The following is a 26,926-nucleotide window of genomic DNA, read 5'->3' as shown; positions in this document are numbered from 1 at the left end:
TGCTCACGATAGCAGCTTACGGGCCAACGCGTCATTCACTCCTGATTCAGTAGCAACCGGTGGCGGAGGCACCTACGTTCAACGCCTGTCGGGCGTTGAAATCAAACACCCAGCCATCGTGCTCCGGCGCCTTTGTCTGCACGGTTTTGGGCACTCCTTGCACCCTACTAACTAAAAATGGCCTGAATTGATCGATATATGGCTGCTGCGGATTGGACGACCGCCTGTATCGAAGTCACGATAAGCGCTATCTCTATTTCATTGAGAAAGCATTTTTATGAAATCATGTCTGATAGTGATTGATGCACAAGAATCCTTCCGCCACCGCCCGTTTTTCACCGAGCAGGGCCTGCCCGCCTATCTGGCGGCGCAGAACGCACTGATTGCGGGCTGCGTGGCCGGAGGTGTGCCCGTGGTGCGCGTGCTCCACCGCGAGGGCCCGGCCGTGCCGGCCAATCCCTTTTCCGCCGAATCCGGCCAGGTGCGCCCGCTGGCCGGGCTGGCAGGGTTTGACGCCGCCGCCACCTTCACCAAGTCGCGCCACAGCGCTCTGGTGGGCACGGGGCTGGAGGTGTGGCTCACGCAGCAGGGTATCGGCCGCCTTATCGTGAGCGGCATCCGCACCGAACAATGCTGCGAAACCACCTCGCGCCACGCATTCGACCTGGGCTGGCAGGTGGACTTTGTAACCGACGCCACCCACACCTGGGACATGGTGCAGCCCGATGGCCAGCCCCTGGCCGCAACCGACATCAAGGCCCGCACCGCCACGGTGCTGCAAGGGCGGTTTGCCACCCTGTGCACGGTGGATGAGGCACTGGCCCGTTGCGCCAGCGAAGCCGCCACAGGCGCTGCCGCATGACCGCCGCCCCCCGCTCCGGCCCGCTGCAGGTGGCGATTCTGGTGTTTGACGAGGTGGAATTGCTGGACCTGGGCGGCCCCTACGAGGTTTTCACCACGGCCACCCGCATGCAACAGCGCCTGCAGCCGGGCAGCCCGGCCCTGTTTGCCGTGCAGTGCGTGGCACGCACCTTGCAGCCGGTGCGCGCCCGGGCGGGCCTGCAGGTGCTGCCCGATGCCGACTTTGCCACCGCATCGGCCCCGGATGTGCTCATCGTGCCGGGCGGTGTGGTGGATGCCGCCGCAGCCTGCCCCGCCACACGGGCCTGGGTGGCGGGCGCGGCGCGGGGGCGCAGATCAGCGCGTCGGTGTGCACCGGCGCCTTCATCCTGGCGGCAGCCGGCGTGCTGACGCAGGGGCCCGTCACCACGCACTGGGAGGATCTTGCCGATCTGCGCGCGCGGTTTCCGCACCTCACGGTGCAGGAGAAAGTGCGCTGGGTGGACCAGGGCGCAAGGGTTACTTCGGCGGGCATCAGCGCCGGCATCGACATGTGCCTGCACCTGGTCGCGCGCCTGGCCGGACTGCCGCTGGCCGAACGCACCGCCCGCCAGATGGACACGCCATGGAACCCACGACCTTGAAGCCCCCTTGTGCCGCTGCGCGACTTCTCCCGGAGAGCGACGCCTCCCGTGGCCCGGCGGAGCCCATTTCACGGTGGCACGGGTCTGGGCCGAGTCGAATGGTGCGATGGCGTGCAAAGCAAGGAGCCATGAGTGCCTGACCTGCCCATTCACGTCTGTTTTGCCCTGCTGCCCGACAGCCTCGTGCTGGACTGGGCGGGCCCGGCCGAGGCCTTGCGCATCGCCAACCAGGTGCTGCTGGCGCAGGGCCAGCCCGCACGCTTTGCGCTGCACTTTGTCAGCCCCAGCCCGCAATCGGCCACCTCGGTGGGCGTGGTGCTGACGGGGCTGGCGCCCTTGCCCGCCACATTGCCCACCCCCGCCTGGGTGGTGCTGGTGGGGCTGCCAGGGCAGCGCATTGATGTGGACCACGACGACGCACGCGCCCTGCTGCACTGGCTGCGCGGCCTGCGGCTGGCCAGTGGGCGGCTGGAGCTGGTCACCGTGTGCGCTGGCGCCGTGCTGGCGGCGCACGCCGGGCTGCTGGCGGGCCGGCGTGCCACCACGCACCACCAGCACCTGGATGAACTGACCGCCGTGGAGCCCCGCTGCGATGTGGTGAGCAACCGCGTTTTCGTGGCCGACGGCCCGCTGCACACCAGCGCGGGCGTGACCACGGGCATCGACCTGATGCTGCAGCGCATTGCCGACACCTGCAGCCCCGCCGTGGCAGCCCAGGTGGCGCAAACCATGGTGGTGGCGCTGCGGCGCGGCCCCCACGACCCCGAACGCTCGCCCTTCCTGCTCCACCGCAACCACCTGCACGCCGCCTTGCACCGCGTACAGGATGCCGTGGGCCAGCAGCCGCAAGCCGCCTGGAACGTGCCGGCCATGGCGCAGGTGGCGCACACCTCGCCCCGGCATCTGACGCGGCTGTTTCTGGAACATGCGGGCATCGCCCCGCTGCAGTACCTGCGCCGCATCCGCCTGGCCGCTGCCGAGGCGGCGCTGCGGGCCGGGCACAACGTCACCCAGGCGGCGGCGCTGGCGGGTTTCAGTTCAGATACGCAGTTGCGCCGGGCCTGGCACCATTTCGGGCAGCAGGGAACACCCTCGGAGGGAGGCAACCGGTCGCGTTGAGCGCCAAAGCAGCACCGCCCAAACCCCTGCGCCAGGCGTTACCATTTGCGGGCGCAGACTGCACCCGGTCACGCACGGCCGCCCCAAGCCTTGGGCGAGCCGCCATCCCAAAAATACCCAGGAGACACAAGACATGACCATCCTCGTCGCATACGTACCCCGCCCCGAGGGCCGGGCCGCACTGGACAAGGGCATCGAAATCGCCAAGCGCCGCCAGGAACCCCTGATGGTGGTGAACGCCGGCCCCGGTGGCCAGCAGGACGACACCTCGCTGGCCGCCGGCTACGAGGTGGAGCGGGTGGAAGAGTTGCTGGCCGCGCAAGGCATTACCGCCGAGTTCAAGCAGTTCGTGCGCGGCAAGAGCGCCGTGGATGAAATCAACGACCTGGTGGAGTCGCGTGACATCTCGGTCCTCGTGATCGGCCTGCGCAGGCGCACCGCCGTGGGCAAGCTGATTCTGGGCAGCGTGGCCCAGGAACTGCTGATGACGGTGTCGTGCCCCGTCCTGTGCGTCAAGGCTGCGGGCGCCTGACAGTTTGCTACTTAATCAATAGCATGAAGCGCTTGCCTGGCAAGCGCTTTTTGCATTTCAGACGTGCATTCAGCTGCCGGCGCTGCGCAGGGTGCTGATCCGTTCGGCGATGGCAGCCACATCCAGCCCATCTTCCACATGCGCCAGATAGGTCTGCAGATCGGCCACCGCCTGGGCCACGTTGCCGCGCTCGGCATGGGCCAGCCCGCGATCGCGCCATTCGCTCCAGGCCTGGGGCAGCAGCACGATCAGGCGGTCCTGCACGGAGATCAGGCGCTGCCAGTCTTCCTGCGTGCGGTGCACCTCCTTGAGATTGCGCAACATGCGCGCAATGATGTCGCGCGGCGTGGCCGCCTGCAGGTACAGGCCCAGCGGCACGTCGTAGTCATCCACCAGACCGCTCTGGCGCTTGTATGGCTCCAGCCGCTCGGAAAGATCCTCCCGGCTGAGGGATTGCCCCGACACCGGGTCCATCACCACCTGCCCCTTGGGCAGCAGCACCTTGACCATGAAATGCCCGGGGAACGCAATGCCGCGCGCCTGCAGCCCCAGGCCCTGGGCCAGCTCCATCCACAGCACGGCAAGCGATATCGGGATGCCGCGGCGCGTGCGCAGCACGGCATTGAGATAGCTGTTTTCGGGGTCGTAGTAATTGTTGACGTTGCCGGCGAAACCCAGGTCGGTGAAGAAGAACTGGTTGAGCGTGCGCAGGCGCTGCAGCGCGGGCGCATCGGCGGGCATGCGGCGCTGCAGGCGCGCCAGCAGCTGGTCCACGTCGCCCAAGAGCTGCTGCACATCCAGGTCGATGTATTCGTCCTGCGCCAGGCTGGCGGCGGCTTCGAGCAGCGGAAAATGCTCGTCGCTCTGCACCAGCGCGGCAAAGTATTCCAGTGCGGTGGGAACGGAATAGCTGAGAGACATGACGGGGTTGTACGGTGGGCGCCGTGTCGCGTCAAGCCACACAAAGCGCAGGGTGGAGGGTCATATTGCCGCGCATGCGGCGCGGCGGCCTCAGAACGTATTCACGTTCTTAGCGCCGCAGCATCTGGCGCAACTTGAGTCCGGCGGCCCACAGCGCGCCGAAATACAGCGCCACCGAAGCACACAGCACCAGGGCCAGCAGGCCCGCCCGCTGGCCGGCGTGCGCGCGCATCTGCACCCAGGGGAAATACTGCGCCGCCCAAACCAGCAGCACCGCCAGCAGGGCGCTGGCAGCCACCACCTGCAAGGCAAAGCGCGCCCAGCCGGGCTGCGGCCGGTAACTGCCGCGGCGCAGCAGCCCCACCAGCAACCACAGCGCATTGACCAGCGCGCCGAGTCCGATCGACAGCGCCAGCCCCGCATGGGCCATGAATGGCACCAGGGCCACGTTGAGCAACTGCGTGATGACCAGCACCGCAATGGCGATCTTCACGGGCGTGCGGATGTCCTGGCTGGCGTAATACCCGGGCGCCAGCACCTTGATGGCCACCAGCCCCAGCAGGCCGGCCCCGTACCCGGCGAGGGCGATGGCGATCTGCCCCACATCGCTGTCGAGCAGGGCGCCGTGGTGAAACAGCGTGGCCACCAGGGGCGTGGCAAAGGTCAGCAGCGCCACCGCGCAGGGCACGGCCAGCAGCACCACGATGCGCAGGCCCCAGTCGAGCATGGCCGAATAGCGCTGCGCGTCGCCCGCCGCCTTGGCGGCAGCCAGCTGCGGTGTGAGCACCACGCCCAGGGCCACGCCCAGCAAGGCGGTGGGGAACTCCATCAGCCGGTCGGCGTAAAACAGCCAGGTGACACTGCCCGGCGCCAGATATGAAGCGATCTGGGTGTTGATCATGAGCGAAATCTGCGCCACGCCCACCCCCAGCAGCGCGGGCGCCATCAGCGTGAGGATGCGGCGCACGCCGGGCTCGGCCCAGGCGGCGCGCACGGCGCCCCAGGTCACGCCGATGCGCGGCAGCAGGCCCAGGCGATACAGCACGGGCACCTGCACCGCCAGTTGCAGCACACCGCCCAGCATCACGCCACCGGCCATGGCGTAAATGGGCTCGATGCCGCGGGCCGCCAGTTGCGGCGCGCCCAGCCAGGCCGCGGCGATCATGCACAGGTTCAGCAGCACCGGCGTGGCCGCCGGAACGGCAAAGCGCTTCCAGGTGTTGAGCACGCCCGCCGACAGCGCCACCATCGACATGAAGCCGATGTAAGGAAACATCCAGCGCGTCATCAGCACGGCGGCGTCGAAGCTGGTCGGGCTCTGGCGCAGGCCGCTGGCCAGCAGCCACACCAGAAGCGGCGCGCCCAGCACCCCCAGCACGCAGGTGAGCAGCAACACCCAGGCCAGCGCGGTGGCCACGCTGGCAATCAGCACGCGCGTGGCGGCCTCGCCATGCTGGGCCTTGGAGGCCGCCAGCACCGGCACGAACGCCTGGCTGAAAGCGCCCTCGGCAAAAAGGCGCCGGAACAGGTTGGGAATGCGGAAGGCAACGTTGAAGGCATCGGTCAGCGCGTTGGCACCAAACATCGAGGCCATCAGGAGGTCGCGCGCCAGGCCCGTCACACGAGAGGCCAGGGTCAGCAGGGAGACGGTGGAAGCGGCTTTGAACAGGGACACCGCAGGGAGTGTATTCGCTGCCCGTGCACTGCCCGTACGCTGACAGCGGATACAGATGCGCGGTGACGTGCTCTTACGCCTCCGCCACCTCACGAGGGGTCGGGTCAAGGAGGGGATGGGCAGGTGCGGCGGGCTGGGCTATAATCGCCGGCTTCGCTGGCATCATCCTCAGACACAAGGAAACACATCAATGGCATCCGCTAAACCCAAGAAAAAGAACCCGCGCCTGGCGTCGGGCCGCAAGCGCGTCCGTCAGGACGTCAAGATCAACGCCGCGAACACCTCGCTGCGTTCCAAATACCGCACCGCTGTCAAGAACGTCGAAAAGGCTGTTCTGGCTGGCGACAAGACCAAGGCGAGCGAACTGTTCGCCAAGATGCAGGCCGTGGTCGACACCGTGGCCGACAAGGGCATCTTCCACAAGAACAAGGCTGCTCGCGACAAGAGCCGTCTGTCTGCCAAGGTGAAAGCCCTGGCACTCGCAGCCTAAATTCACCGCCTGCCCCGGCAGGCAAACAGCCCGGACGGGTCATACCGTTCGCCGTTTGTAACGGGTGCGCTGCCAGCAAAGCAACAAACCGCCTTCGGGCGGTTTTTTGTTGGGCAAAGCCCAAGCGGGCACAGCGCGCGTTTGCTGGCACCCTGCTGCTTCGGGGACAGACCATGGTCGGCACAGCCGACACTGCTCTGTCCTTGACACTTCATGGGATGTTGGGGCGCAGCCCCAGCTGCTCTATCAGCAGCGGGCGGCAGTTAGCGCTGCACGGGCAGGGACGGGTCGGGCAGCAGACAGGCTTCGGCGACCTGCAGGTCGTTGTCGCGCGCAAAGTTGATGACGAAATCCCAGGCCATGGGCTCGTGGTCGCGCAGGTCGCTGTTGACCACCACGCATTTCACGCCATTGAGCGTGGTCGGAATGCACCAGGGCGAGTAGCTCAGGTGGCTGCCGGGCTTGGCCCCCCCAGGGCGAAAGCTGCTCATCACCCCGGCGAGCCGCTCGGCCCAGTCGCTGGGACGAAAGGTTTTCCCTGCGTGGGTGATGCCCTGGATGAAGACTTCTTTGGAGGTGGGGGAAACCATCGGGGTGTGATAGGTAGAGGGCGGATACCGCAGGATCACTGCTTGCTACGCCGCGCCTCACATTCTAACTCTTATATAAGAGCTGGCCGGCCCGCGCTTTCGCCAAGGCATTGCAGTGATGCGCAATCGTCATCTTCGGGCGCCTGCGCTCGCCCTAGAATCGTGCTTCGCTTTTTCGGGTTGCGGCCAGCACGGGTCGGCCCTTCACCCCACCGTCTGGAGTCCACTGCATGACCGCTTTCATTGAGGCCGCCTCGCCCCACGTGATGAACACCTATGGCCGCGTGCCGATTGCGCTGTCACATGGGCAGGGTTGCCGCGTGTGGGACGTGAACGGCAAGCAATACCTCGATGCCCTGGGCGGCATTGCGGTGAATACGCTGGGCCACAACCACGCCAAGCTGGTGCCCGCGCTGCAGGACCAGATCGGCAAGATCATGCATTCGTCCAACTACTACCATGTGCCGGGGCAGGAGCAGTTGGCCACCCGGCTGGTGGAGCGCTCGGGCATGACCAACGTGTTCTTCTGCAACTCGGGCCTGGAGGCCAACGAGGCCGCGCTCAAGATCGCGCGCAAATACGGCGTGGACAAGGGCATCGCCAAGCCCGAGATCGTGGTGTATGAAAAGGCCTTCCACGGGCGCTCGATCGCCACCATGTCGGCCACCGGCAACCCCAAGATCAATATGGGCTTCGGCCCGCTAGTGGAGGGCTTCATCCGCGTGCCGCTCAACGACATCGACGCGATCCAGAAGGCCACCGAAGGCAACCCCAACGTGGTGGCCGTGTTCTTCGAAACCATCCAGGGCGAAGGCGGCATCAACCCCATGCGCGTCGAATACCTGCAGCAACTGCGCAAGCTGTGCGACGAGCGCGACTGGCTCATGATGATCGACGAAGTGCAGTGCGGCATGGGCCGCACCGGCAAGTGGTTTGCCCACCAGTGGGCCGGCATCGTGCCCGATGTGATGCCCCTGGCCAAGGGCCTGGGCTCGGGCGTGCCGATTGGCGCCGTGGTGGCAGGCCCCAAGGCCGCCAACGTGCTGCAACCGGGCAACCACGGCACCACCTTTGGCGGCAACCCGCTGGCCATGCGTGCGGGCAATGAAACCATCCGCATCATGGAAGAAGACGGACTGCTGCACAACGCCACCACGGTGGGCCTGCACCTCAAGACGGCACTGCAACACGCACTGGGCAGCCTGCCCGGCGTGAAAGAAGTGCGCGGCCAGGGCCTGATGCTGGGCGTGGAGCTGGCCAAGCCCTGCGGCGTGCTGGTGGGCCGCGCGGCCGAAGCCGGATTGCTGATCAGCGTCACGGCAGACAGCGTGATCCGCATCGTGCCGCCACTGATTCTCACCATCGCCGAGGCCGACGAAATCGTCGCCACGCTCACCCCTCTGGTCAAAGCCCTGCTGGCGGAATAAGCCAGCCCGCAACGAGAGTGCCATGAAACATTACCTGCAGTTCAACGACCTCACCGCCGACGAGTACGCCTACCTGTTCGAGCGCGCCGCGCTCATCAAGAAGAAGTTCAAGGCCTACGAAAAGCACCACCCGCTGGTGGACCGCACCCTGGCCATGATCTTCGAGAAGGCCAGCACGCGCACGCGCGTGAGCTTTGAGGCCGGCATGTACCAGCTGGGCGGCAGCGTGGTGCACCTGACCACGGGCGACAGCCAGCTGGGCCGCGCCGAGCCGATCGAAGACAGCGCCAAGGTCATCAGCCGCATGGTCGACCTGGTGATGATCCGCACCTACGAGCAGACAAAGATCGAGGACTTTGCTGCCAACTCGCGCGTGCCCGTCATCAACGGCCTGACCAACGAGTACCACCCCTGCCAGATCCTCGCCGACATCTTCACCTTCATCGAGCACCGGGGCTCCATCCAGGGAAAAACGGTGGCTTGGGTGGGCGATGGCAACAACATGGCCAACACCTGGCTGCAGGCGGCTGCACTGCTGGGCTTCAAGGTGCATGTGAGCACGCCCCGTGGCTACGAAATTGATGAGAAATTGGCCGTTGGTGCAGGCGGGACAAGCGCTGGTAGCTATCAATTTTTCAGCGACCCGCTGGAAGCCTGCAGGGGCGCGGACCTGGTCACCACCGACGTGTGGACCAGCATGGGCTATGAAGCAGAGAACGAAGAACGCAAGAAGGCCTTTGCCGACTGGTGCGTGGACGCCGAAATGATGGCCGCCGCCAAGCCCGACGCCCTCTTCATGCACTGCCTGCCGGCGCACCGTGGCGAAGAGGTGGAAGCCGATGTGATCGACGGGCCGCAGTCCGTGGTCTGGGATGAGGCAGAAAACAGGATGCACGTGCAAAAGGCACTCATGGAGTACCTTTTGCTCGGCCGGGTTGCATGAAAGCTGTATGACGCATCCCTGCCTCACCTGCGGCGCCTGCTGCGCCTGCTGCGCGAGTTTCCGCGTGGACTTTTCGGTGCATGAAACGCAGGAAATGGGGGGCGACGTGCCCGATGGTCTGGTGGTGGAAGTCACCGGCGCCAACTGCCGCATGCGCGGCACCGACCACAGCCCTCCGCGCTGCGCGGCACTCACGGGCACGGTGGGCACCCAGGCGGCCTGCGGCATCTACGAGTGGCGCCCATCGCCCTGCCGCGAGTTTGTGGCGGGCAGCGAAGCCTGCGACCGCGCACGCATGCGGCACGGCCTGCCGCCTTATCCCGTCGAAGCGCCTTTTGCCTGACGGCTTGGCAAGCCCTCCGGCGCTACGCGGCCGGTACCATGGGCGTTGTTGAAACGCCCTCGGCCTCTGCCGCCGGTGTAGCCCCAACCACGCACACCCGGTTGCGCCCCTCGGCCTTGGCCTGGTAGAGCGCCCGGTCTGCCAGGGCGATCAGCGCAGCCGGCGCTATGGTGGCGTCGTGCGCGCAAGCCACACCCACCGACAGGGTGACATCCACCGGTTGCCCCTCGGCCAGCCAGCGCCGCTGTGCCACCTGCTGGCGCAAGGCTTGCGCCCGCTCAACGGCGGTTTGAAGCGCCATGCCGGGCAGCAGCAGCAAAAACTCTTCTCCGCCATAACGGCAACAGATATCGCTCGGTCGCATGGACTGCTGCAGCAAGGCCGCGATCTGGCACAGGACCTCGTCTCCGGCGGCGTGGCCAAAGCGGTCGTTGATCTGCTTGAAGTGGTCCAGGTCGAACAGCAACAGGGCCAGCGTGGCGCCCTCGCGTGCGCAACCGTCAATTTCCCACTGCATCGCAGCATTCAGGTAGCGGCGGTTGTACAGACCGGTCAGGGGGTCGCGGTGGGCCTGCTCGGTCAGCTGGGCCTGCAAGGACTGGACGGCCTGCAGCTGGCCCTGCAACGCCGCTTCGCTCTGGCGCAGCCTGGCCCGCGTCGTGCTGAGCGTCACGGTACGGGTATGGGCGTCGCGGGCAAACAGGACCAGATAGACCGACAGGCACAGCATGCTCAAGGCACTGACACGCAGCGAGGTGTCGGGGCTAAAGCGCCACCCGTCCACGGCCACCACCAGCACCGCCCCCGCTGCTGCGCATGCCAATGCCTGCAGCACCCCTTTGAGCGCCCGAAAAGCAGTCATGTTGATGCAGCCGCAAATGACCAGGGTGTAAACAATCCAGAGCGGAAACCCCAGCGCCGCCGCCCACAGGCCAAAACAGAAGCTGTCGAGCAGCATGTTCTGGATTTCTGCTGCCAGCGGATCCCTGGCATGGCGGGCCCGCAGGTACACGGCATGCGGATACACCAAAAACTGCAGCACCATGAGCCCCCAAGTCCAGGGGCCATAACCATGCTCCAGGAAGTGAAGCGATAGCACGGCAACGAAGATCAGCCAGGACGCGCTGCGATTGCGGTGATTCATGCGGACCACCCAGTGGGTTGTCGCGGCAGGTACGGCGGTCATGGATGGGGTGCGACGATGGCGGGAAAGCGCTCGGAAATGGGTACCAGGAGAACCGTCCCATCTGTGATCGCCTCGCGAGCGGGGACTGAAGTTGTTTCGCACTGTAACAACAATTCCCAGCGGCAGTCCGAACCTTCGAACTGGCCAAACTACGGTGCACGGCCCCCAACCCCATCACCGTTTCGGCGCCACCCATACCGCCTTGTGCTCTGGCGCGTGCGCATCGGGGGTGCGCACGGGCGTGGCACAGCCCCCGCAATCGCTGCAGGCCCCGCAGGACGGCGCCTTGCCCAGACCTGGCCGCAAAGTGCCCAGGCGTTTGCGCAGCGCTGCCGGCAGCCAATACCAGGCTGCATAGCCTACCGCCAGCGCCACGATGGCGCCCACCGCAATGTCTTGCCACATGGTCAGGCGCCTCCCCACCACAGCGCCAGCCGGTAGGTCGTCCAGCTCGCTCCATAGGCCAGGGCAAAAAGATAGGCCACCATCAGCAAGGCCAGGCGCCAGGAATTGGTTTCGCGCCGCACGGTGGCCAACGTGGACAGGCACTGCGGCGCGAACACAAACCACACCAGCAGCGACAGCGCCGTGGCCAGCGACCACTGCTGGGCGATCAGCGGCCCGAGCTGCGCCGCCATGTCGTCCCCCGAGGCCGACAGGGCGTACACCGTGCCCAGCGCGCTCACCACCACCTCACGCGCGGCCATGCCGGGCACCAGCGCCACGGCAATCTGCCAGTTGAAGCCCAGGGGCGCGAAGACGACCTCCAGCGCGCGGCCCAGTTGCCCGGCCAGGCTGTACTGGATGGCCGGACCCGCTGCCCCCTCGGGCGCAGCCGGATACGACGACAGAAACCACAGCAGCACCGTCAGCGCCAGGATGATGCCGCCCACGCGCTTCAAGAAAATCATGGCGCGCTCATGCAGCCCCCGCGCCAGGCTGCGCAGGTGGGGCAACCGGTAGGGTGGCAGCTCCATCAGCAGCGGCGTGGCCCGCATCGGGCCGCGCCAGATCTTCAACACGGCCGCCACGGCCATGGCGCTCAGGATGCCGCCCAGGTACAGCGCGAACATCACCAGCCCCTGCAGGCTGAAAACGCCCCACACGGTGCGCGCGGGGATGAAGGCAGCGATCAGCAGCGCATACACCGGCAGGCGCGCCGAGCAGGTCATGAGCGGCGCGATCAGGATGGTGACCAGCCGCTCACGCCAGTGCGTGATGGTGCGCGTGGCCATGATGCCCGGGATGGCGCAGGCAAAGCTCGACAGCAGCGGGATGAACGAGCGCCCCGAAAGACCCACCGTGCCCATGACGCGGTCCAGCAGGAAGGCCGCGCGCGGCAAGTAGCCCGAGTCTTCCAGCGCCAGGATGAAAAGGAACAAAATCAAAATCTGCGGCAAAAACACCAGCACCCCGCCCACGCCAGCCAGGATGCCATCGACCAGCAGGCTGCGCAGCACGCCATCGGGAAGCAGGGCATGCACCCAATGGCCCAGCGCCTCAGCGCCATCCTTGATGGCCTCCATGGGTGGCGCCGCCCAGCTGAACACTGCCTGGAACATCAAGAACATGGTGGCCGACAGCAGCAGCATGCCCCACAGCGGGTGCAGCACCACGCGGTCGATGGCGTCATCCATCCGCATCAACTCTGCCGGTTCGCGCACCGCCAGGCGCAGGATGCGGCGGGCCTCCTGCTGCGTCTTGAGCACCTGCTCCGTGCCCTGGGGCTGCCAAGGCTGCGACTGCACCGCGCCCTGGGCACGCCAGCCATCGAGAAACTGCAGCAGCTCGCGCGCCCCACCCTTGCGGATGCCCACGGTTTCCACCACGGGCATGCCCAGCTCGCGCGCCAGCACATCGCGGTCGATGGTGATGCCCGCGCGGCGGGCGGCGTCGCTCATATTGAGCGCCAGCACCATCGGTATACCCATCGCCTGCGTCTCCAGCACCATGCGCAAACCCAGCCGCAGGTTGGTGGCATCGACCACGCACACCAGCAGGTCGGGCGCGGCCTCGCCAGCGCGCTGGCCGGTGACCACGTCGCGCGTGACGGCTTCGTCGGCACTCAGGGCATTGAGGCTGTAAGCGCCAGGCAGGTCGAACACGCGCACGCGCTGGCCCGAGGGCGTGGTGAGCAGGCCCTCCTTGCGCTCCACCGTCACGCCGGCGTAGTTGGCCACCTTCTGGCGGCTGCCGGTGAGCAGGTTGAACAAGGCCGTCTTGCCGCTGTTGGGATGGCCCAGCAGCGCCAGGCTCAGGGGGGTTGCCAGCGTCGTCATGCCACCACCTCACCCACGGGCGCCGTGGTGCTCACCTGCACCAGGGCGGCCTCGCGCCGGCGCAAGGCAAAGGTGGTGCGGCCCACGCGCACCGCCAGCGGGTCGCCCGCCGGAAAGGCCCGCGCCACCACGCGCACGCGCTCGCCCGGCAAAAAGCCGATTTCCAGCAGCCGCAGCAGCACATCGCCGTCCTGGGGCGCGGCGTCCATGCGCAACCCGCTCACCCAGGCGTCCACGCGCAGCGGCAGATCGGCCAGGCCAACAGGGAGATCGCGGGTTGTGGCCACTGCATCGGGGCGGGGCAGATCGGTCAAGGTTTCACTAGCCTTCAAATGAAAACAATTCTCATTTTATTGCTTGAGCGATAAAACGGGGGGCGGCACCCACTGGCAACCCGTGTTTTCTTGATGCGGCGCAATTCCTGCGGTCGCGCCGCAGCGCCGGGTTTTTTGCCCACGCGTTGCCATAAAGCGACACCACGCATCGGCCAGCGCGCTACCTTTTCACCCATGCAAAAGCTCTGGGACATTTCCCCCCTGTCCACCCCGGCACACCGGTGTTTCCCGGCGACACGCCCTACCAGCAACAGTGGAGCGCCACCATCGCCCCGGGCTGCCCGGTGAACGTGAGCGCCATCACGCTGTCGCCCCATGTGGGCGCCCACGCCGATGCACCGCTGCACTACGACGAGCACGGCGCCGCCATGGGCGATGTGTCACTCGACGCGTTTCTGGGCCCCTGCCGCGTGGTCCATGCCATCGACTGCGGCCCGCTGATCGAGTGGCAGCACATTGCCCACGCGGTGAACGCCACCCTGCCCCAGCGGGTGCTGGTGCGCACTTACGCCACAGCCCCCACGCAATGGGACGCAGAGCTCACCGCCTACGCACCGGCAACGATTGAGCGCCTGGCCGACCTGGGCGTGCTGCTGGTGGGCATCGACACCGCCAGCATCGACCCGGCCGACAGCAAGACGCTCGAGAGCCACCAGGTCATTCGCCGCCGCAACCTGCGCGTGCTGGAAAACCTGGTGCTCGACGACGTGCCCGAGGGCGACTACGAGCTGATCGCCCTGCCGCTGAAGCTGACCACCGCCGATGCCTCGCCGGTGCGCGCCGTGCTCCGCGCACTGTGATGCAATGCATTCAAGCATTTTTGTCCTCTAGCGCTTATCCGGAAAGCGCCAGCAGCTATCAAAATAAAAGTAAAAATTCCTGACTGCCATGACCACCACCCTGCAAGACTGCCGCGCCCTGGACGCGCAAGACCCGCTGGCGCCGCTGCGCGCGCACTTCACGCTGCCACCCGGCGTGATCTACCTCGACGGCAATTCGCTGGGCGTGGCACCGAAGGCCACCGCCGCCCGCGTGGCCGATGTGGTCACCCGCGAATGGGGCACCGACCTCATCCAATCGTGGAACACCGCCAGCTGGTTCGACCTGCCCCAGCGCCTGGGCAACCAGCTGGCCCCGCTGATCGGCGCGGGCCAGAATGAAGTGGTGTGCACCGACAGCACCTCCATCAACCTCTACAAGGTGCTGAGCGCGGCGCTGAACATCGCCCGCGAAGACAGCCCTGCGCGCCGCCGCATCGTGAGCGAGCGCAGCAACTTCCCCACCGATCTCTACATTGCCGAAGGCCTGTGCAAGGAGCGCGGGCTGGAGCTGTTGCTGGTGGAGCCGGACGACATTTCCGCAGCCCTCACCAGCGACGTGGCCGTGCTGATGCTCACGCATGTGAACTACCGCACCGGCGCCATGCACGACATGGCCGCCATCACCGCAGCGGCGCACGCGCAGGGCATCTTGTGCGTGTGGGACCTGGCGCACAGCGCGGGAGCGGTGCCGGTGGACTTGAACGGCGCCGACGCCGACTTTTCGATTGGCTGCGGCTACAAGTATTTGAACGGCGGCCCGGGCGCGCCCGCGTTCGCGTGGGTGCACCCGCGCCACGCCACCCGGCCGGATTTGAAGTTCATGCAGCCGCTGTCGGGCTGGTGGGGCCACGCCGCGCCCTTTGCCTTCACACCCGACTACCAGCCCGCGCCGGGCATCATGCGCTACCTGTGCGGCACGCAGCCCATCATCAGCCTGTCGGCCCTGCAATGCGGGCTGGATGTGTTTACCGCCGCCGAGGCACTGGGCGGCATGGCCGCGCTGCGCACCAAGTCACTGGCGCTGACCGACCTGTTCATCACGCTGGTGGAAGAGCGCTGCGCAGGCCACGGCCTGGGCTTGGCGACCCCGCGCGAGCACGCCCGGCGCGGCTCGCAGGTTTGTCTGACCCGTGAGTATGGCCCCCACGCTCCGCCGCTGCGCGGGTCGCTGCCCCCCGAGGGGGCTGTCACCGCCTTGGGGCGGCCCGTCGCCGGTGACTCCGGCGCCTATGCCATCGTGCAGGCGCTGATTGCGCGCGGCGTGATTGGCGACTTCCGAAAGGGTGATGGGGGCAATGGCCCGCACAAGGACATCCTGCGCTTTGGCTTCACGCCGCTGTACATCGGCTTTGAAGACGTGTGGAATGCCGTGGAGCACCTGCGCCAGGTGCTCGACACAGCCGAGTGGCAGCGCCCCGAATTCAACCGGCAGCACGCAGTGACCTGACCGCGAAGGAACCAACCCGCCATGTGCCCTTTTTCCCAAAACCCTGCCAGCGCAACGCCCGCGCCCGCATCCGCCCGGCCCGAAGCCATCGTGCATGCCGAGCGCGCCCAGCTCGACTTCAGCCAGAGCATGAGCTACGGCGACTACCTGCAGCTCGACGCCGTGCTCACGGCGCAAAAGCCGCTGTCGCCCGCGCACGACGAGATGCTGTTCATCGTGCAGCACCAGACCAGCGAGCTGTGGATGAAGCTCATGCTGCACGAGCTGCGCGCAGCCATCGGCCACATTGCAGGCGACGAGTTGCAGCCCGCGTTCAAGATGCTGGCGCGCGTGAGCAAGATCATGGAGCAGCTCGTGCACGCCTGGGACGTGCTGGCCACCATGACCCCGCCCGAATACAGCGCCATGCGGCCCTATCTGGGCAGCTCCAGCGGGTTCCAAAGCTACCAGTACCGCTGCATCGAATTCGCCCTGGGCAACAAGAACCGCGCCATGCTGCAGCCCCACGCCCACCGCCCCGACCTGCTGGCCCAGGTGCAGGCCGCGTTCGAGGCGCCATCGCTGTACGACGAAGCCCTGCGCCTGCTGGCCCGGCGTGGCCTTCCTGTGCCCGCCAGCCACACCGACCGCGACTGGACGCTGCCTTACGCCGAAAGCGATGCGGTAGAGCGCGCCTGGCTCACCGTGTACCGCAACCCCGAGCAGCACTGGGACCTGTACCAGCTGGGGGAGGAGCTCACCGACCTCGAAGACGCGTTTCGCCTCTGGCGCTTCCGCCATGTGACCACGGTGGAACGCATCATCGGCTTCAAGCGCGGCACGGGCGGCACCGGCGGCGTGAGCTACCTGCGCAAGATGCTCGATGTGGTGCTGTTCCCCGAGATCTGGAAGCTGCGCACCGACCTGTAAAATTGGGATCAAATAGCCATCCAGCGCTTGTGCAGAAAGCGCTGGCAGCTATCAAATACGAAGTGATCCCACCGCGACAGCGCCCGCACGCGCCTGCTGGTAGGCTGCTGGCTCCAGGCAATGCCCGCCTTGCCCCCGCAACCCTCTTGAGCTGAATCTCCCGCTTCACCCCGTGCCCTCCTCCTCTTCCGCCCCCACCGCCGCCCCGCCGCACCCCGCGGCCTTGCCGCCCGCCTCGCCCGTGGCACCCGTCCCGCCACCCCAGGCCACGCTGTGGTTCATGCTGCTGGCGCTGCTCTCGGCCTTTGCGCTGAGCCAGGCCTACCGCACCGTCACCGCCATCATGGCCACGGGCCTGCAGGCTGACTTTGGCCTCTCGCCGGCGTCGCTGGGCGCGTTTGCCGGGTTGTTTGGCCTGTCGTTTGGCGTGACGCAGTTTTTCATGGGCATCGGCATGGACCTGTATGGCCTGCGCCGCACCGTGCTCAGCGCCTTTCCGCTGGCCATTGCCGGCGCCGCCGTGTCGGCGTGGGCGCCCCACTATGGCTGGCTGATGTTCGGCCAGCTGCTCATTGGCGTGGGCTGCGCGCCGGCCTTCCTGGCCTGCACGGTGTTCATTGCGCGGCATTTCCCCAGTTCGCGCTTTGCCTTCATGTCGGGCGTGGGGCTGGGCGTGGGCGGGCTGGGCCTGCTGCTCACCGGCACGCCGCTGGCCTGGCTGGTGCAGCGCTCGGGCTGGCGCAGCGGCTTAGTGCTGCTGGCCGTGCTGTCGGCGCTGGCGTGGCTCTTGATCTGGCGCTGCGTGCACGAGCCCGCCCTCGCCGGCCCGGCGCCCGCGCGCGAGCGCTGGGGCACCGCCGTGCGCCGCTTTGGCGCGTTGTTCATGCTGCCGCACACGCTGGGCATCCTGCTGCTGGGCATGGTCGGCTACGCCTCGTTTCTGGCGCTGCGCGGCCTGTGGATCGGGCCGATGCTGATCGACCGCTACGCATTCACGCTGGTCGAGAGCGGCAACATGGCCCTGGGCATGTCGCTGATTTCGCTGTTCACCCCCGCCTTTTTTGGCCGCATCGACCCCGGCCCGGCGCGCCGGCGGGCCTGGGTGGCCAACTTTTCGTTGCTGGTGGCCGCGCTGTACCTCGCCCTGGGGCTGGTGCACCATGCCACGCTGAACCTGGCACTGGTGGTGTGCATTGCACTGGTGTCGGGCTATTCGGTGCTGCAGTATTCGGATGTGCGCTCGTCCTACCCGCCCGACCTGACGGGGCGCGCGCTGTCGGTGTTCACCATGGCCATGTTTCTGGGCGTGGGGCTGGTGCAGTCGCTCACCGGCTGGGTCGCCAACTGGGCGCAGGGCCAGGGGTTGGAGCCCTACAGCGCGGTGATGGGCGCGATTGCCTCACTGCTGGCGCTGGGCTCGACCGCGTTTCGCTGGCTGCCGGCATCACCGCTGCTGCAGCAACCCGTGGAGCCCAGCAAAGAATCTGCATAAAAAAGCATGTCAGCGCTTATAAATCAGGCGCTAACAGCTATATCTTCAATAGCAATCAGAGCGAACTGGCGCTGGAGCCGTCGCCCCGGTAAAGCCAGGGCACGTCCAGCAGCCGCTCGCCCAGCAGGCGCAGCGACAAGTCGCGCGCCCAGCGCACGGGGCCCGTGGCGTGAAAGATGCGGCCGTTGCGGGTGGAGCGGGCCTGCACGCGCGCATTGCGCTGCCAGCGGTTGAGCGCATAGCGGCGCAGGCGCAGCGGCACATCCAGGTCGTGCATGGCGAGCGCGCGCTGCAGCTCTGCGGCGTCTTCAATGGCCATGCCGGCGCCCTGCGCCAGATACGGGCGCATGGGATGGGCGGCGTCGCCCAGCAAGGCCACCACGCCCCGCGCCATCTCGGCCGGCCCGCGCACCGGGGGGCGGTCGCACAGCGGCCACAGGCGCCAGCCAGCGCCCGCATCGACCACCCCGCGCACCACCTGCTGCAGCGCCGTGCAGGTGCCCGTCAGCGCCGCTTCGAGGTCTGCGCCATTGGCCGCATGGTCCCAGTTTTCCAGGTCGTGCGGCGCGGGGCCCTGCACGATGACCACCAGGTTCTGCAACTCGCCCCGGCGTACGGGGTACTGCACCACATGCAGGCGCGGCCCCAGCCAGGCGGTGACCTGGCGGGTGCGCAGCACCTTGGGCAACGCATGCTGCGGCACCAGGGCGCGGTAGGCCAGGTGCCCTGTCACGCGCGGGCGCTGCTCGCCCAGCAATTGCGCGCGGGTGCGGCTCCACAGGCCGTCGGCCCCCACCAGGGCATCGCCCTCCACTTCCTTGCCCCGGCTGGTGCGCACCGTCACCACGCCCTCGGCGTCGGTGAAGCGGTCGATCGCATGATCGAGATGAAATTGCGTGTCGGTGTATTTGCTGACGGCGGCCAGCAGCAGGCCATGCAGGTCGGCGCGGTGGATGGTGGCGTAGGCCGCGCCGTAACGTTCCACGGTCGTGCTGCCCAGGGGCATGGCCGCCAGCTCTTTGCCCGTGAGGGCGCTGCGCACCTGCAAGCGCCCCGGAAATGCCGCCACATCCTGCAGCGGGCGCTGCAGGCCCCAGGCCTGCAGGCGGCGCACCACGTTGGGCCCCAGCTGCACGCCGGCGCCCACCTCGCTGAATGCAGCAGCCCGTTCGTAGAGCCGCACCTCCCACCCGGCGCGCGAAGCCCCCAGGGCCGCTGCCAACCCGCCAATGCCGCCCCCCGCGATCAACACCTGTTTTCTCATGGCCACATTGTGCCGCGCGCAACCGGCGGGCAGACGGGCAGACGGGCGGGCGCGGCTCGCGGGTTCAGCGGCTCGATCAGGCGCCCGTCAGCAGCTGGCGCAGCACAAACGGCAAGATGCCGCCCGCCTGGTAGTAATCCACTTCGATCGGCGTGTCGATGCGCAGCGTAACCACCACCTCCTGGCGCGTGCCGTCTTCCCGGTGGATGACCAGCGTGGCGTCACTTTGCGGGGTGAGTGCGGCATCGGGCACTACATCGATGATCTCGTTGCCCACCAAGCCCAGCGATTGCCACGAGTCGGAGCCCTTGAACTGCAGCGGCAGCACGCCCATGCCCACGAGGTTGGAGCGGTGGATGCGCTCAAAGCTCTTGGCCACCACGGCCTTGATGCCCAGCAGCTGCGTGCCCTTGGCGGCCCAGTCGCGGCTGGAGCCGGTGCCGTATTCCTCGCCGGCAAACACCACGGTGGGCGTCTTTTGCGCCATGTATTGCATGGCCGCGTCGAAGATGAACATCTTCTCGCCCTGCAGCGGCCCCTCGTTCTGGAACACCGTGACACCGCCCTCTTCGCGCGAGCCGTCGGCCGTGGGCGCGATCATGAGGTTCTTGATGCGCACGTTGGCAAAGGTGCCGCGCATCATCACGTCGTGGTTGCCGCGGCGGGCACCGTAGCTGTTGAAGTCGGCCTTTTGCACGCCATTCTGCAGCAGCCATTGGCCGGCGGGCGAGCTTTCCTTGATGGAGCCGGCGGGCGAGATGTGGTCGGTGGTGATGGAGTCGCCAAACAGCGCCATGATGCGGGCACCCTGCACCGAAACCGGGCCATTTTGGCCTGCGCCATCCGCACCTTTTTCAAGCGCAAAATCGGCAAAGAACGGCGGCTCGGCAATGTAGGTGCTGGCGGGCCAGGTGTAGGTGGTGCCGTTCACGCCCTTGATTTTTTCCCACAGCTTGCCGGGCTCGGTCTTGACCTTGGCGTAGTTTTCGCGGAAGGCCTTGCCCTTCATGGCGAACTTCATGAGCGCGTAGATCTCGTCGCTGCTCGGCCAGATGTCGCCCAGGTAGATGTCCTTGCCGCCCTTGCCCTGGCCCACGGGCTCGGTCATCAGGTCCTTGAGCACCGTGCCGGCAATGGCATAGGCCACCACCAGCGGCGGGCTGGCCAAAAAATTGGCCTTGAGGTTGGGGTGGATGCGCGCCTCGAAGTTGCGGTTGCCCGACAGCACGGCGGCGCACACCAGGTCATTGCCGGTGATGACGTCGTTGAGCTCGGGCGTGAGGTCGCCGGCATTGCCGATGCAGGTGGTGCAGCCGTAGCCGGCCAGCGCAAAGCCGAGTTTTTCCAGGTACGGCAGCAGGCCCGTCTCGGTCAGGTATTCGGTGACGATGCGCGAGCCCGGCGCCAGCGAGGTCTTGATGTGCGGCGCGACCCGCAGCCCCGCCTGGACGGCCTTCTTGGCCAGCAGGCCGGCCGCCAGCAGCACGCTGGGGTTGCTGGTGTTGGTGCAGCTGGTGATCGCAGCGATCAGCACATCGCCATTGCCCACCGTGGGGTCGACCCCCTTGGCGGGCAGCGTGGCCGTGCTGGCCTCTTCGTGCGCGGTGGCCAGGGCCGGCTTGTTGGCCTCCATCTCGACCACGGAGCGCGGTGCGCCTGCCGGGGTGGGCTTGCCATCGGGCGTGACCACGCCGGCAATCTCATCACGGCGGTGGATATGAAAGCGCGTGTGCAGCAACTCGGCCGGGCGGTTGAAGCCATTGTCGGCATTGGACTTGCTGAACAGGTCGGCAAACTGGCCCGCCACCTTGCCCAGCTCGATGCGGTCTTGCGGGCGCTTGGGGCCGGCCAGGCTGGGGGTGACCGAGCCCAGGTCAAGCTTCACGACCTGCGAGTAATCCACCTCGCCCGCCAGCGGCACGCCGAACAGCCCCTGGGCCCTGAAGTAGGCCTCAAAGGCTTCGATCTCGCCCTTGGTGCGGCCCGTGCCCTTGAAGTACTCCATCGTCCGCTCATCCACGGGGAAAAAGCCCATGGTGGCGCCATATTCGGGTGCCATGTTGCCGATGGTGGCGCGGTCGGGCAGCGCCAGGGTGCGCGTGCCCTCGCCAAAAAATTCGACGAACTTGCCCACCACCTTGTGCTGGCGCAGGATCTCGGTCACGGTGAGCACCAGGTCGGTGGCGGTGACGCCTTCGCGCAACTGGCCGGTCAGCTCCATGCCCACCACATCGGGGGTGAGGAAGTACACCGGCTGGCCCAGCATGGCGGCCTCGGCCTCGATGCCACCGACACCCCAGCCCACCACGCCAATGCCGTTGATCATGGTGGTGTGGCTGTCGGTGCCCACCAGGGTGTCGGGGTAATACACACCGTCCTTGCGCTTGTGCACGCCGCGCGCCAGGTATTCGAGATTGACCTGGTGCACGATGCCAAAGCCAGGCGGCACCACGCCAAAGGTGTCAAAGGCCTGCATGCCCCATTTCATGAACTCGTACCGCTCGCGGTTGCGCTGGAATTCGAGCTTCATGTTCAGGTCGAGCGAATCCTTCTTGCCATAGTGATCAACCATGATGGAGTGGTCCACCACCAGATCTACCGGCACCAGCGGTTCGATCTTCTTGGGGTTCTTGCCCAGCTTGGCGGCCACGCTGCGCATGGCGGCCAGGTCGGCCAGCAACGGCACCCCGGTGAAATCCTGCAGCACCACGCGCGAGACCACAAACGGAATCTCATCCTTGCGCGCAGCCTGGGGCGCCCAGTGGGCCAGCTGCCGCACATGCTCGGCCGTGACCTTGCGTCCATCGCAGTTGCGCAGCACCGATTCGAGCACGATGCGGATCGACACCGGCAGGCGGTTGATCTGCGGAAACTCCTTGGCCAGCGCGGGCAACGAATAGAACTGCCCCGTTTTTCCGGACGCAGTCTTGAAGTTCTTCAGCGTGGATGCAAAAGCGTGGCGGGCGGGCTTGAACGATGAGGCCATGGCGAACTCCTGTAAGAGACAACAGGGCCTATTCTGGCAGTCCCATATGGCGGTGCAATGGTGGGGTCATGCGCAGCGTTGAAATACTGCTGTTGTGGGTGGATATGGGACGCAGGATTCAACCCCACGCCGGGCCAGCATCCGCATTACCCCACTACTGCCATGGTGCATGGCATTTCTGCGGCGGAGATAGGCGACACCCTGGAAACAGCACCAAATAGCACGCTTGTGCCATTTCATTCCGCGTGGAAACGGTGCCCGTCATGGCGGACAGACAAATGCCTGGCGGGATAATGCCCCATTGCGGTCATACGGGCGGCGGCGGGCGGCGATTCATCTGGATCACGATGGTATTGGGAAAACGCCAACATCACCGGGCATGAACTGGCTGAGGAATCATGCTTTTGAGACCATGATTCACCGCCCAATATCTGGCAAGCTCTGTAACACGAACGCCGAGACAGGACACAATCATGCCGGCATGGTGATCCGATGAATGCACCATCAAAAAAGTCCGCTAATGCGGACTTTTTTGATGGCTGATGCGCAGCGTGGGTTAAATGGCGAACTTCTCACGGCTCTCGTTCTGAATCCACTTTGGTGGTTTACCGCGGCCGGTCCAGGTCTGTCCCGTGGCGGGGTTGCGGTATTTGGGGGCCACCTTCGAGCCAGCGCTGGCACTGCGCGCCCGGCCAGCGGGAAATACATCCTGGGCGGTCAGGCCAAACTCCGCGACCAGCGCACGAACCTGTGCAACTGCTTCGGAAAGCTCATTGCGCCGGGCTTCGTTGATCTTCTGCTCAAGGGCTTCACGCTGCTTCAGGAGTTCTTTGTAGCTGGACATGGTGTGTAATTAAAAGTAATTGCAAAGGAACTTGCATTATAGGAATAATGCGCGCGTTGTGCACGCCGCCGCGTATTAGCAGCCAAATCCACCCCTGATTTTCAGGCGCGGGCGCTACGCCCAATATTCAAACTTGCCCAACCTGGGGGTCTGGCCGCGCGAGCACCTTGTCAATGCGCTTGCCATCCAGATCCAGGATTTCGAATATCCACCCCGCACAGGCAATACGCTCGGCCACTGCGGGCAAATGGCCGGATTCGGCCATCAACAGGCCCGCAAGCGTGTTATAGCGTCCACGGTCTTCTTCGGGTAAATCCCGAATTTCGAGCCGAGCCTTCAGTTCGGTCACGGGCATCAAACCATCGAGCAGCCAGGTGCCATCGTCACGCTGGGTGGCCCAGGCATCGGCCGATGCGCCCGGCTGCAATTCCCCGGTAATGGCTTCCAGCAAATCGCGCGGGGTCATGATGCCCTGCACCACGCCATATTCATCCACCACGAATACCATGCGCCCAGACCGCGCACGGAACTGCTCCAGCAATTCCATCCCGCTCAGGGTTTCGGGCAGGAAGGCTGCCGGCTGCGCATACGACTCCACGCTGCCGGGCGCCTCGGGGCCCAGTTCCAGCATGCGCGCCACGCTGATCACGCCCACCACTTCATCGAGCGAGCCGCGACACACGGGGTACCAGGAATGGGCGCCACGGTCGCCGCCAGAACCCGCCATGCGCAGGCCCTCGAGCACCGAGAGATCCGCATCGAGCCAATGCACGTCGGTGCGCGGCACCATCAGTGACGTCAGCGGCCGGTCGTCAAGACGAAACACGTTCTGCACCATCTGGTGCTCGTGGTGCTCGATCACACCGGCATCACGCCCTTCTTCCAGGCTGGCGGCAATTTCCTCTTCGGTGACCATCCGGCCTGCGTCGTTGTCCACCCGCAGCAGCTTGAGCACCCCCTGGGTAGACAGCGACAGCAGACGCACGAAGGGCTTGGCCCCCTGGGCCACCCAGGTCATGGGGCGCGCCACGAACCGGGCGACAGCCTCCGGATACAGCTGGCCAATGCGCTTGGGCACCAGCTCGCCAAAAACAATCGTGATGAAGGTGATGATCGTGACCACGATGGCCGTGGCGCTCACGCTGGCCGCACCTTCGGGCACGCCCAGGGTCTGCAGCCACAAGCCCAGGTCGCTGCTGAAAGCGGCTTCGCCAATGATGCCGTTGAGCATGCCGATGGATGTGATGCCCACTTGCACCGACGACAGGAACTGCGTGGGATTGTCGAGTAAGGTCAGGGCAGCCTGCGCACCCTTGTCGCCACCCTCCGCCATGGCAACCAGCCGGGATTTGCGGCTGGACGCCAAGGCAAGTTCTGACATTGCGAACACGCCATTGAGCAGTGTCAGCAGCGCGATCAGCAGAAAATCCATGAATCAAAAGGTAAGAAGAACACCATGGCACTTTACTGTATTGGCGATATACAGGGCTGCGACAGCGCATTGGCGCGCCTGCTCGACCTGATCGGCTTTTCTGCAAGCCGCGATACCGTCTATCTTCTGGGCGACCTCGTCAACCGGGGTCCGGACTCCGATGCCGTGCTGCGCCGCTGCATGGCGCACGGCGATGCCCTGCGCCCCCTGCTGGGCAATCATGACCTGCACCTGCTCGCAGCCGCCCATGGCGCCCGCCCGCCGTCGCGGCGCGACACGCTGGCCAGCGTGCTCAATGCGCCAGACCGCGATGCGCTGCTGCAATGGCTACGCCTGCAGCCGCTGGCCCGCCAGCATGTGCACGGCGGACAAGCTTTGCTGATGGTGCATGCCGGCGTGCTGCCTTCCTGGACTGCGGCCGAAATCCTGGATCTGGCCGACGAAGTGCACCGTGTTTTGCGGGGCGCCGATCTGCCCGCCTTCCTGCAGCAGATGTATGGCAACACGCCGGACCACTGGGACGATTCACTGACCGGACCGGACCGCCTGCGCGTGGTCGTGAATGCGCTTACCCGGCTGCGCTTCTGTTCAGAAAAGGGAGTAATGGATTTCGACAGCACCGAGAGCGCCAGTGCGGCGCCACCCGGCCTTCTGCCCTGGTTTGATGTGCCGGGCCGGCGCACGGCCGGCACGCTGATGGCCTTCGGGCATTGGTCCACACTGGGCTGGCTCAACCGCCGCGATCTGCTCGGGCTGGACACCGGCTGCGTGTGGGGCGGCTGCCTGAGCGCAGTGCGCTTTGGCGGCTCGCTGGACGACCGCGAACTGCTGCAGGTGCACTGCGAACAGGCGCAAGCACCAGGCACCTGAAAAAGTCGTCTTCACCCGGCCCCACGGCCCAGCGCTACCGCCATGCCAGCGGAATACCATGCGCCGCCGTCGCCCGCGACCACCAGCGCATCCACCCCCGGCTGGCGCGCCACCAGCGCCTGCCCGGCCTTGGCGCCCTGCACCATCATCGCAGCGCCCAGCCCATTCACTTGCGCGACGTCACGGGCCAGCAGGCTGACGCCATGCACGCCCACAGTGGGGTATCCCGTGCGGGGATCCAGAATATGGTGCTCGCGCTTACCGGCAGCGAAGAAGTAACGCTCGTAATCACCGGAAGATGCCACCACCGCTTGCCCCTGCACAGAAAGCGCGCCCAGCAGCCGCTCGGGCGCACGCGGATCGCGCAGGCCCACGCGCCACGGGCGACCCTGCAGTTGCCCCACCACCAACACATCGCCACCGCCGTTGATGAGTGCGTTGCTCACGCCCTGCTGGCGCAAAACGCGCATGCCGGCTTCGAGGATCGGCAGCTTGGCGATACCCCCCAGATCCAGGGCCATGTCATGGCGGGTGAGATAGGCCGTACCCGCCGACTCATTAAGCACGAGCCGCCGCGCATCCACCAACTGCCGCTGTCTGGCCACCAGGCTGGCTGGAGGCACTGTGTGTTGGCCTGCTTCAAAGCTCCACCCCTTGAGGGAACCCACCGTGATGTCGAATGCACCATCGCTGAGCCGGAACATCTGTTGCGCCGTTTTCAGTACAGCCATCACTTCTGCCGGGACAGCCACTGGCTGGATACCGGCAGCACGGCTGATGCGGCTGACTGCGCTGTCAGGCTGGTAGCGACTGAAAAGCGCTTCCAGCCGCGCCATTTCTGCATAGGCTTTATCGATGGCACGACGCAGAACGGACCCGTCTTCACCATCGGCCACGATATCGACCTGCGTGCCCATCAAGGCACGCGATGCACGTTGCGGCGCCCGGGAAACCGGGGCCGCCGAGGCCCACGACACGCATCCCAGCAAGGGCAGTGCCATGGCCATCCGGCGCCTGGTCGGGCTGAACACCGTCGATTCAGCGGATTTCATGGCACGTCGCCATCAAATGGACTGATCGGCCATGAAGTCCACAGCGGCCTTCACTTCGTCGTCGGTCAAGGTGGCGCCGCCGCCGCGCGCCGGCATCATGCCCTTGGCGCCCGTGAAGCCCTCGATTGCATGCTTGTAGAGCGTGTCCTTGCCCTGCGCAATGCGCGGGCCCCAGTCGGCCTTGTCGCCGGGCTTGGGAGCGCCCGCCACGCCGGCGGCATGGCACAGGGCACAGGTTTTTCCGTACACACCCTTGCCGACGGAGTTCTCAGCTACTGGTGCTGGGGCCGCAGGAGCAGGAGCAGGAGCGGGAGCAGGAGCCGCTGCCGGGGCAGGAGCGGGCGCCGGCGCAGCCGCCTCCGTCGATTTCTTGTCGCCGCAGGCGCCGAGCGCCAAAGAGATTGCACCGATGGCAAGCAGGCCAGTTAGTTTTTTCATGGGGATGTTCCTGTACTGAACGTCAATAAAAAGAAGAAAGGAGAAGG

Annotated in this window: 24 protein-coding genes and 2 pseudogenes; 13 read left to right on the top strand and 13 right to left on the bottom strand. The window is 66.2% G+C overall.

The window, feature by feature from the left end; translation table 11 throughout:
* The first annotated feature begins 277 nt into the window (after window positions 1-277).
* The 4 genes and pseudogenes from CBP34_RS04820 (at window position 278) to CBP34_RS04805 (ending at window position 3,135) form a co-directional block, all read left to right on the top strand.
* Window positions 278-862, top strand: a complete 585-nt coding sequence (locus CBP34_RS04820; protein ID WP_094097467.1) for a cysteine hydrolase family protein — start codon at window positions 278-280, stop codon at window positions 860-862.
* A pseudogene (locus tag CBP34_RS04815) lies at window positions 859-1,484 on the top strand (DJ-1/PfpI family protein). Before CBP34_RS04820 ends, CBP34_RS04815 begins: the two are co-directional and overlap by 4 nt.
* A 132-nt stretch (window positions 1,485-1,616) precedes the next feature.
* The gene (locus CBP34_RS04810; protein WP_094097466.1) at window positions 1,617-2,603 is read left to right on the top strand and encodes a GlxA family transcriptional regulator; all 987 of its coding nucleotides are present in this window, start codon (window positions 1,617-1,619) and stop codon (window positions 2,601-2,603) included.
* A gap of 133 nt (window positions 2,604-2,736) precedes the next feature.
* Window positions 2,737-3,135, top strand: coding sequence for a universal stress protein (locus tag CBP34_RS04805; RefSeq protein WP_094097465.1), 399 nt, complete (start codon window positions 2,737-2,739; stop codon window positions 3,133-3,135).
* A 69-nt stretch (window positions 3,136-3,204) separates the two neighbouring features.
* Here the strand turns inward: CBP34_RS04805 and CBP34_RS04800 are convergent, their stop codons facing one another.
* Window positions 3,205-4,056, bottom strand: coding sequence for a SirB1 family protein (locus CBP34_RS04800; RefSeq protein WP_086926817.1), 852 nt, complete (start codon window positions 4,054-4,056; stop codon window positions 3,205-3,207).
* Window positions 4,057-4,165: 109 nt separating this feature from the next.
* On the bottom strand, window positions 4,166-5,731 hold the full coding sequence (gene murJ / locus CBP34_RS04795) for a murein biosynthesis integral membrane protein MurJ (RefSeq protein WP_094097464.1): 1,566 nt from the start codon (window positions 5,729-5,731) through the stop codon (window positions 4,166-4,168).
* Window positions 5,732-5,921: 190 nt separating this feature from the next.
* On the opposite strand from murJ, the gene rpsT reads away from it, so the two are divergent.
* On the top strand, window positions 5,922-6,221 hold the full coding sequence (rpsT, locus tag CBP34_RS04790; protein WP_086911630.1) for a 30S ribosomal protein S20: 300 nt from the start codon (window positions 5,922-5,924) through the stop codon (window positions 6,219-6,221).
* 263 nt (window positions 6,222-6,484) lie between these two features.
* On the opposite strand, the gene CBP34_RS04785 is transcribed toward rpsT, so the two are convergent.
* Window positions 6,485-6,811: a DUF3579 domain-containing protein gene (locus tag CBP34_RS04785; protein WP_094097463.1), complete on the bottom strand. Its 327-nt coding sequence runs from the start codon at window positions 6,809-6,811 to the stop codon at window positions 6,485-6,487.
* A 230-nt stretch (window positions 6,812-7,041) separates the two neighbouring features.
* On the opposite strand from CBP34_RS04785, the gene CBP34_RS04780 reads away from it, so the two are divergent.
* From CBP34_RS04780 to CBP34_RS04770, 3 genes are read left to right on the top strand one after another with little or no spacing between them, the layout of a single operon-like run.
* Window positions 7,042-8,238 carry an aspartate aminotransferase family protein gene (locus tag CBP34_RS04780; protein ID WP_094097462.1) on the top strand — a complete coding sequence of 399 codons (1,197 nt, stop codon included), beginning with the start codon at window positions 7,042-7,044 and terminating at the stop codon, window positions 8,236-8,238.
* A gap of 22 nt (window positions 8,239-8,260) precedes the next feature.
* Complete coding sequence (gene argF, locus CBP34_RS04775) at window positions 8,261-9,181, top strand: ornithine carbamoyltransferase (protein ID WP_094097461.1); 921 nt, start codon at window positions 8,261-8,263, stop codon at window positions 9,179-9,181.
* A 7-nt stretch (window positions 9,182-9,188) separates the two neighbouring features.
* Window positions 9,189-9,524: a YkgJ family cysteine cluster protein gene (locus CBP34_RS04770; RefSeq protein ID WP_094097460.1), complete on the top strand. Its 336-nt coding sequence runs from the start codon at window positions 9,189-9,191 to the stop codon at window positions 9,522-9,524.
* 22 nt (window positions 9,525-9,546) lie between these two features.
* On the opposite strand, the gene CBP34_RS04765 is transcribed toward CBP34_RS04770, so the two are convergent.
* The 4 genes from CBP34_RS04765 to CBP34_RS04750 all read right to left on the bottom strand — a co-directional run bounded on the left by CBP34_RS04765 (window position 9,547) and on the right by CBP34_RS04750 (window position 13,303).
* Window positions 9,547-10,668 (bottom strand): sensor domain-containing diguanylate cyclase, encoded by a 1,122-nt coding sequence (locus CBP34_RS04765; RefSeq protein WP_236748510.1) that lies wholly within the window; start codon window positions 10,666-10,668, stop codon window positions 9,547-9,549.
* Between the two features lie 216 nt (window positions 10,669-10,884).
* On the bottom strand, window positions 10,885-11,115 hold the full coding sequence (locus tag CBP34_RS04760) for a hypothetical protein (RefSeq protein ID WP_094097458.1): 231 nt from the start codon (window positions 11,113-11,115) through the stop codon (window positions 10,885-10,887).
* A gap of 2 nt (window positions 11,116-11,117) precedes the next feature.
* On the bottom strand, window positions 11,118-12,989 hold the full coding sequence (gene feoB / locus CBP34_RS04755; protein ID WP_094097457.1) for a ferrous iron transporter B: 1,872 nt from the start codon (window positions 12,987-12,989) through the stop codon (window positions 11,118-11,120).
* Complete coding sequence (locus CBP34_RS04750; protein ID WP_236748509.1) at window positions 12,986-13,303, bottom strand: FeoA family protein; 318 nt, start codon at window positions 13,301-13,303, stop codon at window positions 12,986-12,988. The genes feoB and CBP34_RS04750 overlap by 4 nt, the downstream gene beginning before the upstream one ends.
* A 195-nt stretch (window positions 13,304-13,498) precedes the next feature.
* Between CBP34_RS04750 and kynB the strand changes: the two are divergent.
* From kynB to CBP34_RS04730, 4 genes and pseudogenes are all read left to right on the top strand, one after another.
* A pseudogene (gene kynB, locus CBP34_RS04745) lies at window positions 13,499-14,124 on the top strand (arylformamidase).
* Window positions 14,125-14,212: 88 nt separating this feature from the next.
* Complete coding sequence (gene kynU, locus CBP34_RS04740) at window positions 14,213-15,592, top strand: kynureninase (RefSeq protein ID WP_094097455.1); 1,380 nt, start codon at window positions 14,213-14,215, stop codon at window positions 15,590-15,592.
* A gap of 21 nt (window positions 15,593-15,613) precedes the next feature.
* Window positions 15,614-16,501 (top strand): tryptophan 2,3-dioxygenase, encoded by an 888-nt coding sequence (gene kynA / locus CBP34_RS04735; protein WP_094097454.1) that lies wholly within the window; start codon window positions 15,614-15,616, stop codon window positions 16,499-16,501.
* Between the two features lie 280 nt (window positions 16,502-16,781).
* Window positions 16,782-17,993, top strand: coding sequence for an MFS transporter (locus CBP34_RS04730; protein WP_208616388.1), 1,212 nt, complete (start codon window positions 16,782-16,784; stop codon window positions 17,991-17,993).
* Window positions 17,994-18,048: 55 nt separating this feature from the next.
* On the opposite strand, the gene CBP34_RS04725 is transcribed toward CBP34_RS04730, so the two are convergent.
* The 4 genes from CBP34_RS04725 to CBP34_RS04710 all read right to left on the bottom strand — a co-directional run bounded on the left by CBP34_RS04725 (window position 18,049) and on the right by CBP34_RS04710 (window position 24,519).
* Window positions 18,049-19,257: an FAD-dependent monooxygenase gene (locus tag CBP34_RS04725; RefSeq protein WP_094097452.1), complete on the bottom strand. Its 1,209-nt coding sequence runs from the start codon at window positions 19,255-19,257 to the stop codon at window positions 18,049-18,051.
* 76 nt (window positions 19,258-19,333) lie between these two features.
* Window positions 19,334-22,243 carry an aconitate hydratase gene (locus tag CBP34_RS04720; protein ID WP_094097451.1) on the bottom strand — a complete coding sequence of 970 codons (2,910 nt, stop codon included), beginning with the start codon at window positions 22,241-22,243 and terminating at the stop codon, window positions 19,334-19,336.
* A gap of 556 nt (window positions 22,244-22,799) precedes the next feature.
* Window positions 22,800-23,087, bottom strand: coding sequence for an H-NS histone family protein (locus tag CBP34_RS04715; RefSeq protein ID WP_086911616.1), 288 nt, complete (start codon window positions 23,085-23,087; stop codon window positions 22,800-22,802).
* A 127-nt stretch (window positions 23,088-23,214) separates the two neighbouring features.
* Window positions 23,215-24,519: a hemolysin family protein gene (locus CBP34_RS04710; RefSeq protein WP_094097450.1), complete on the bottom strand. Its 1,305-nt coding sequence runs from the start codon at window positions 24,517-24,519 to the stop codon at window positions 23,215-23,217.
* 24 nt (window positions 24,520-24,543) lie between these two features.
* Here CBP34_RS04710 and CBP34_RS04705 point away from each other — a divergent pair, with 24 nt between their 5' ends.
* Window positions 24,544-25,389: a symmetrical bis(5'-nucleosyl)-tetraphosphatase gene (locus tag CBP34_RS04705; protein ID WP_094097449.1), complete on the top strand. Its 846-nt coding sequence runs from the start codon at window positions 24,544-24,546 to the stop codon at window positions 25,387-25,389.
* An 11-nt stretch (window positions 25,390-25,400) separates the two neighbouring features.
* Here the strand turns inward: CBP34_RS04705 and CBP34_RS04700 are convergent, their stop codons facing one another.
* Both CBP34_RS04700 and CBP34_RS04695 read right to left on the bottom strand, forming a co-directional pair.
* Entirely contained in the window at window positions 25,401-26,441 is a 1,041-nt protein-coding gene (locus tag CBP34_RS04700; protein ID WP_094097448.1) for an FAD:protein FMN transferase, read from the bottom strand.
* Between the two features lie 12 nt (window positions 26,442-26,453).
* Window positions 26,454-26,879, bottom strand: coding sequence for a c-type cytochrome (locus tag CBP34_RS04695; RefSeq protein WP_094097447.1), 426 nt, complete (start codon window positions 26,877-26,879; stop codon window positions 26,454-26,456).
* Window positions 26,880-26,926: the final 47 nt, after the last annotated feature.

Source organism: Acidovorax carolinensis, assembly GCF_002157145.1.
In the GTDB taxonomy this organism is placed as follows: domain Bacteria; phylum Pseudomonadota; class Gammaproteobacteria; order Burkholderiales; family Burkholderiaceae_C; genus Acidovorax; species Acidovorax carolinensis.
This window is presented reverse-complemented; position numbering and strand designations above follow the sequence as displayed.

What these genes read in the sequence shown, in the direction of transcription:
- rpsT (WP_086911630.1), top strand. Translation starts at nt 5,922, where the DNA reads ATGGCATCCGCTAAACCCAAGAAAAAGAACCCGCGCCTGGCGTCGGGC.
- kynA (WP_094097454.1), top strand. Translation starts at nt 15,614, where the DNA reads ATGTGCCCTTTTTCCCAAAACCCTGCCAGCGCAACGCCCGCGCCCGCA.
- CBP34_RS04710 (WP_094097450.1), bottom strand. Translation starts at nt 24,519, where the DNA reads ATGGATTTTCTGCTGATCGCGCTGCTGACACTGCTCAATGGCGTGTTC.
- CBP34_RS04785 (WP_094097463.1), bottom strand. Translation starts at nt 6,811, where the DNA reads ATGGTTTCCCCCACCTCCAAAGAAGTCTTCATCCAGGGCATCACCCAC.
- CBP34_RS04800 (WP_086926817.1), bottom strand. Translation starts at nt 4,056, where the DNA reads ATGTCTCTCAGCTATTCCGTTCCCACCGCACTGGAATACTTTGCCGCG.
- CBP34_RS04780 (WP_094097462.1), top strand. Translation starts at nt 7,042, where the DNA reads ATGACCGCTTTCATTGAGGCCGCCTCGCCCCACGTGATGAACACCTAT.
- argF (WP_094097461.1), top strand. Translation starts at nt 8,261, where the DNA reads ATGAAACATTACCTGCAGTTCAACGACCTCACCGCCGACGAGTACGCC.
- CBP34_RS04760 (WP_094097458.1), bottom strand. Translation starts at nt 11,115, where the DNA reads ATGTGGCAAGACATTGCGGTGGGCGCCATCGTGGCGCTGGCGGTAGGC.
- CBP34_RS04700 (WP_094097448.1), bottom strand. Translation starts at nt 26,441, where the DNA reads ATGAAATCCGCTGAATCGACGGTGTTCAGCCCGACCAGGCGCCGGATG.
- CBP34_RS04730 (WP_208616388.1), top strand. Translation starts at nt 16,782, where the DNA reads ATGCTGCTGGCGCTGCTCTCGGCCTTTGCGCTGAGCCAGGCCTACCGC.
- CBP34_RS04720 (WP_094097451.1), bottom strand. Translation starts at nt 22,243, where the DNA reads ATGGCCTCATCGTTCAAGCCCGCCCGCCACGCTTTTGCATCCACGCTG.
- kynU (WP_094097455.1), top strand. Translation starts at nt 14,213, where the DNA reads ATGACCACCACCCTGCAAGACTGCCGCGCCCTGGACGCGCAAGACCCG.
- CBP34_RS04715 (WP_086911616.1), bottom strand. Translation starts at nt 23,087, where the DNA reads ATGTCCAGCTACAAAGAACTCCTGAAGCAGCGTGAAGCCCTTGAGCAG.
- feoB (WP_094097457.1), bottom strand. Translation starts at nt 12,989, where the DNA reads ATGACGACGCTGGCAACCCCCCTGAGCCTGGCGCTGCTGGGCCATCCC.
- CBP34_RS04705 (WP_094097449.1), top strand. Translation starts at nt 24,544, where the DNA reads ATGGCACTTTACTGTATTGGCGATATACAGGGCTGCGACAGCGCATTG.
- CBP34_RS04770 (WP_094097460.1), top strand. Translation starts at nt 9,189, where the DNA reads ATGACGCATCCCTGCCTCACCTGCGGCGCCTGCTGCGCCTGCTGCGCG.
- CBP34_RS04695 (WP_094097447.1), bottom strand. Translation starts at nt 26,879, where the DNA reads ATGAAAAAACTAACTGGCCTGCTTGCCATCGGTGCAATCTCTTTGGCG.
- CBP34_RS04820 (WP_094097467.1), top strand. Translation starts at nt 278, where the DNA reads ATGAAATCATGTCTGATAGTGATTGATGCACAAGAATCCTTCCGCCAC.
- CBP34_RS04805 (WP_094097465.1), top strand. Translation starts at nt 2,737, where the DNA reads ATGACCATCCTCGTCGCATACGTACCCCGCCCCGAGGGCCGGGCCGCA.
- CBP34_RS04765 (WP_236748510.1), bottom strand. Translation starts at nt 10,668, where the DNA reads ATGAATCACCGCAATCGCAGCGCGTCCTGGCTGATCTTCGTTGCCGTG.
- CBP34_RS04725 (WP_094097452.1), bottom strand. Translation starts at nt 19,257, where the DNA reads ATGAGAAAACAGGTGTTGATCGCGGGGGGCGGCATTGGCGGGTTGGCA.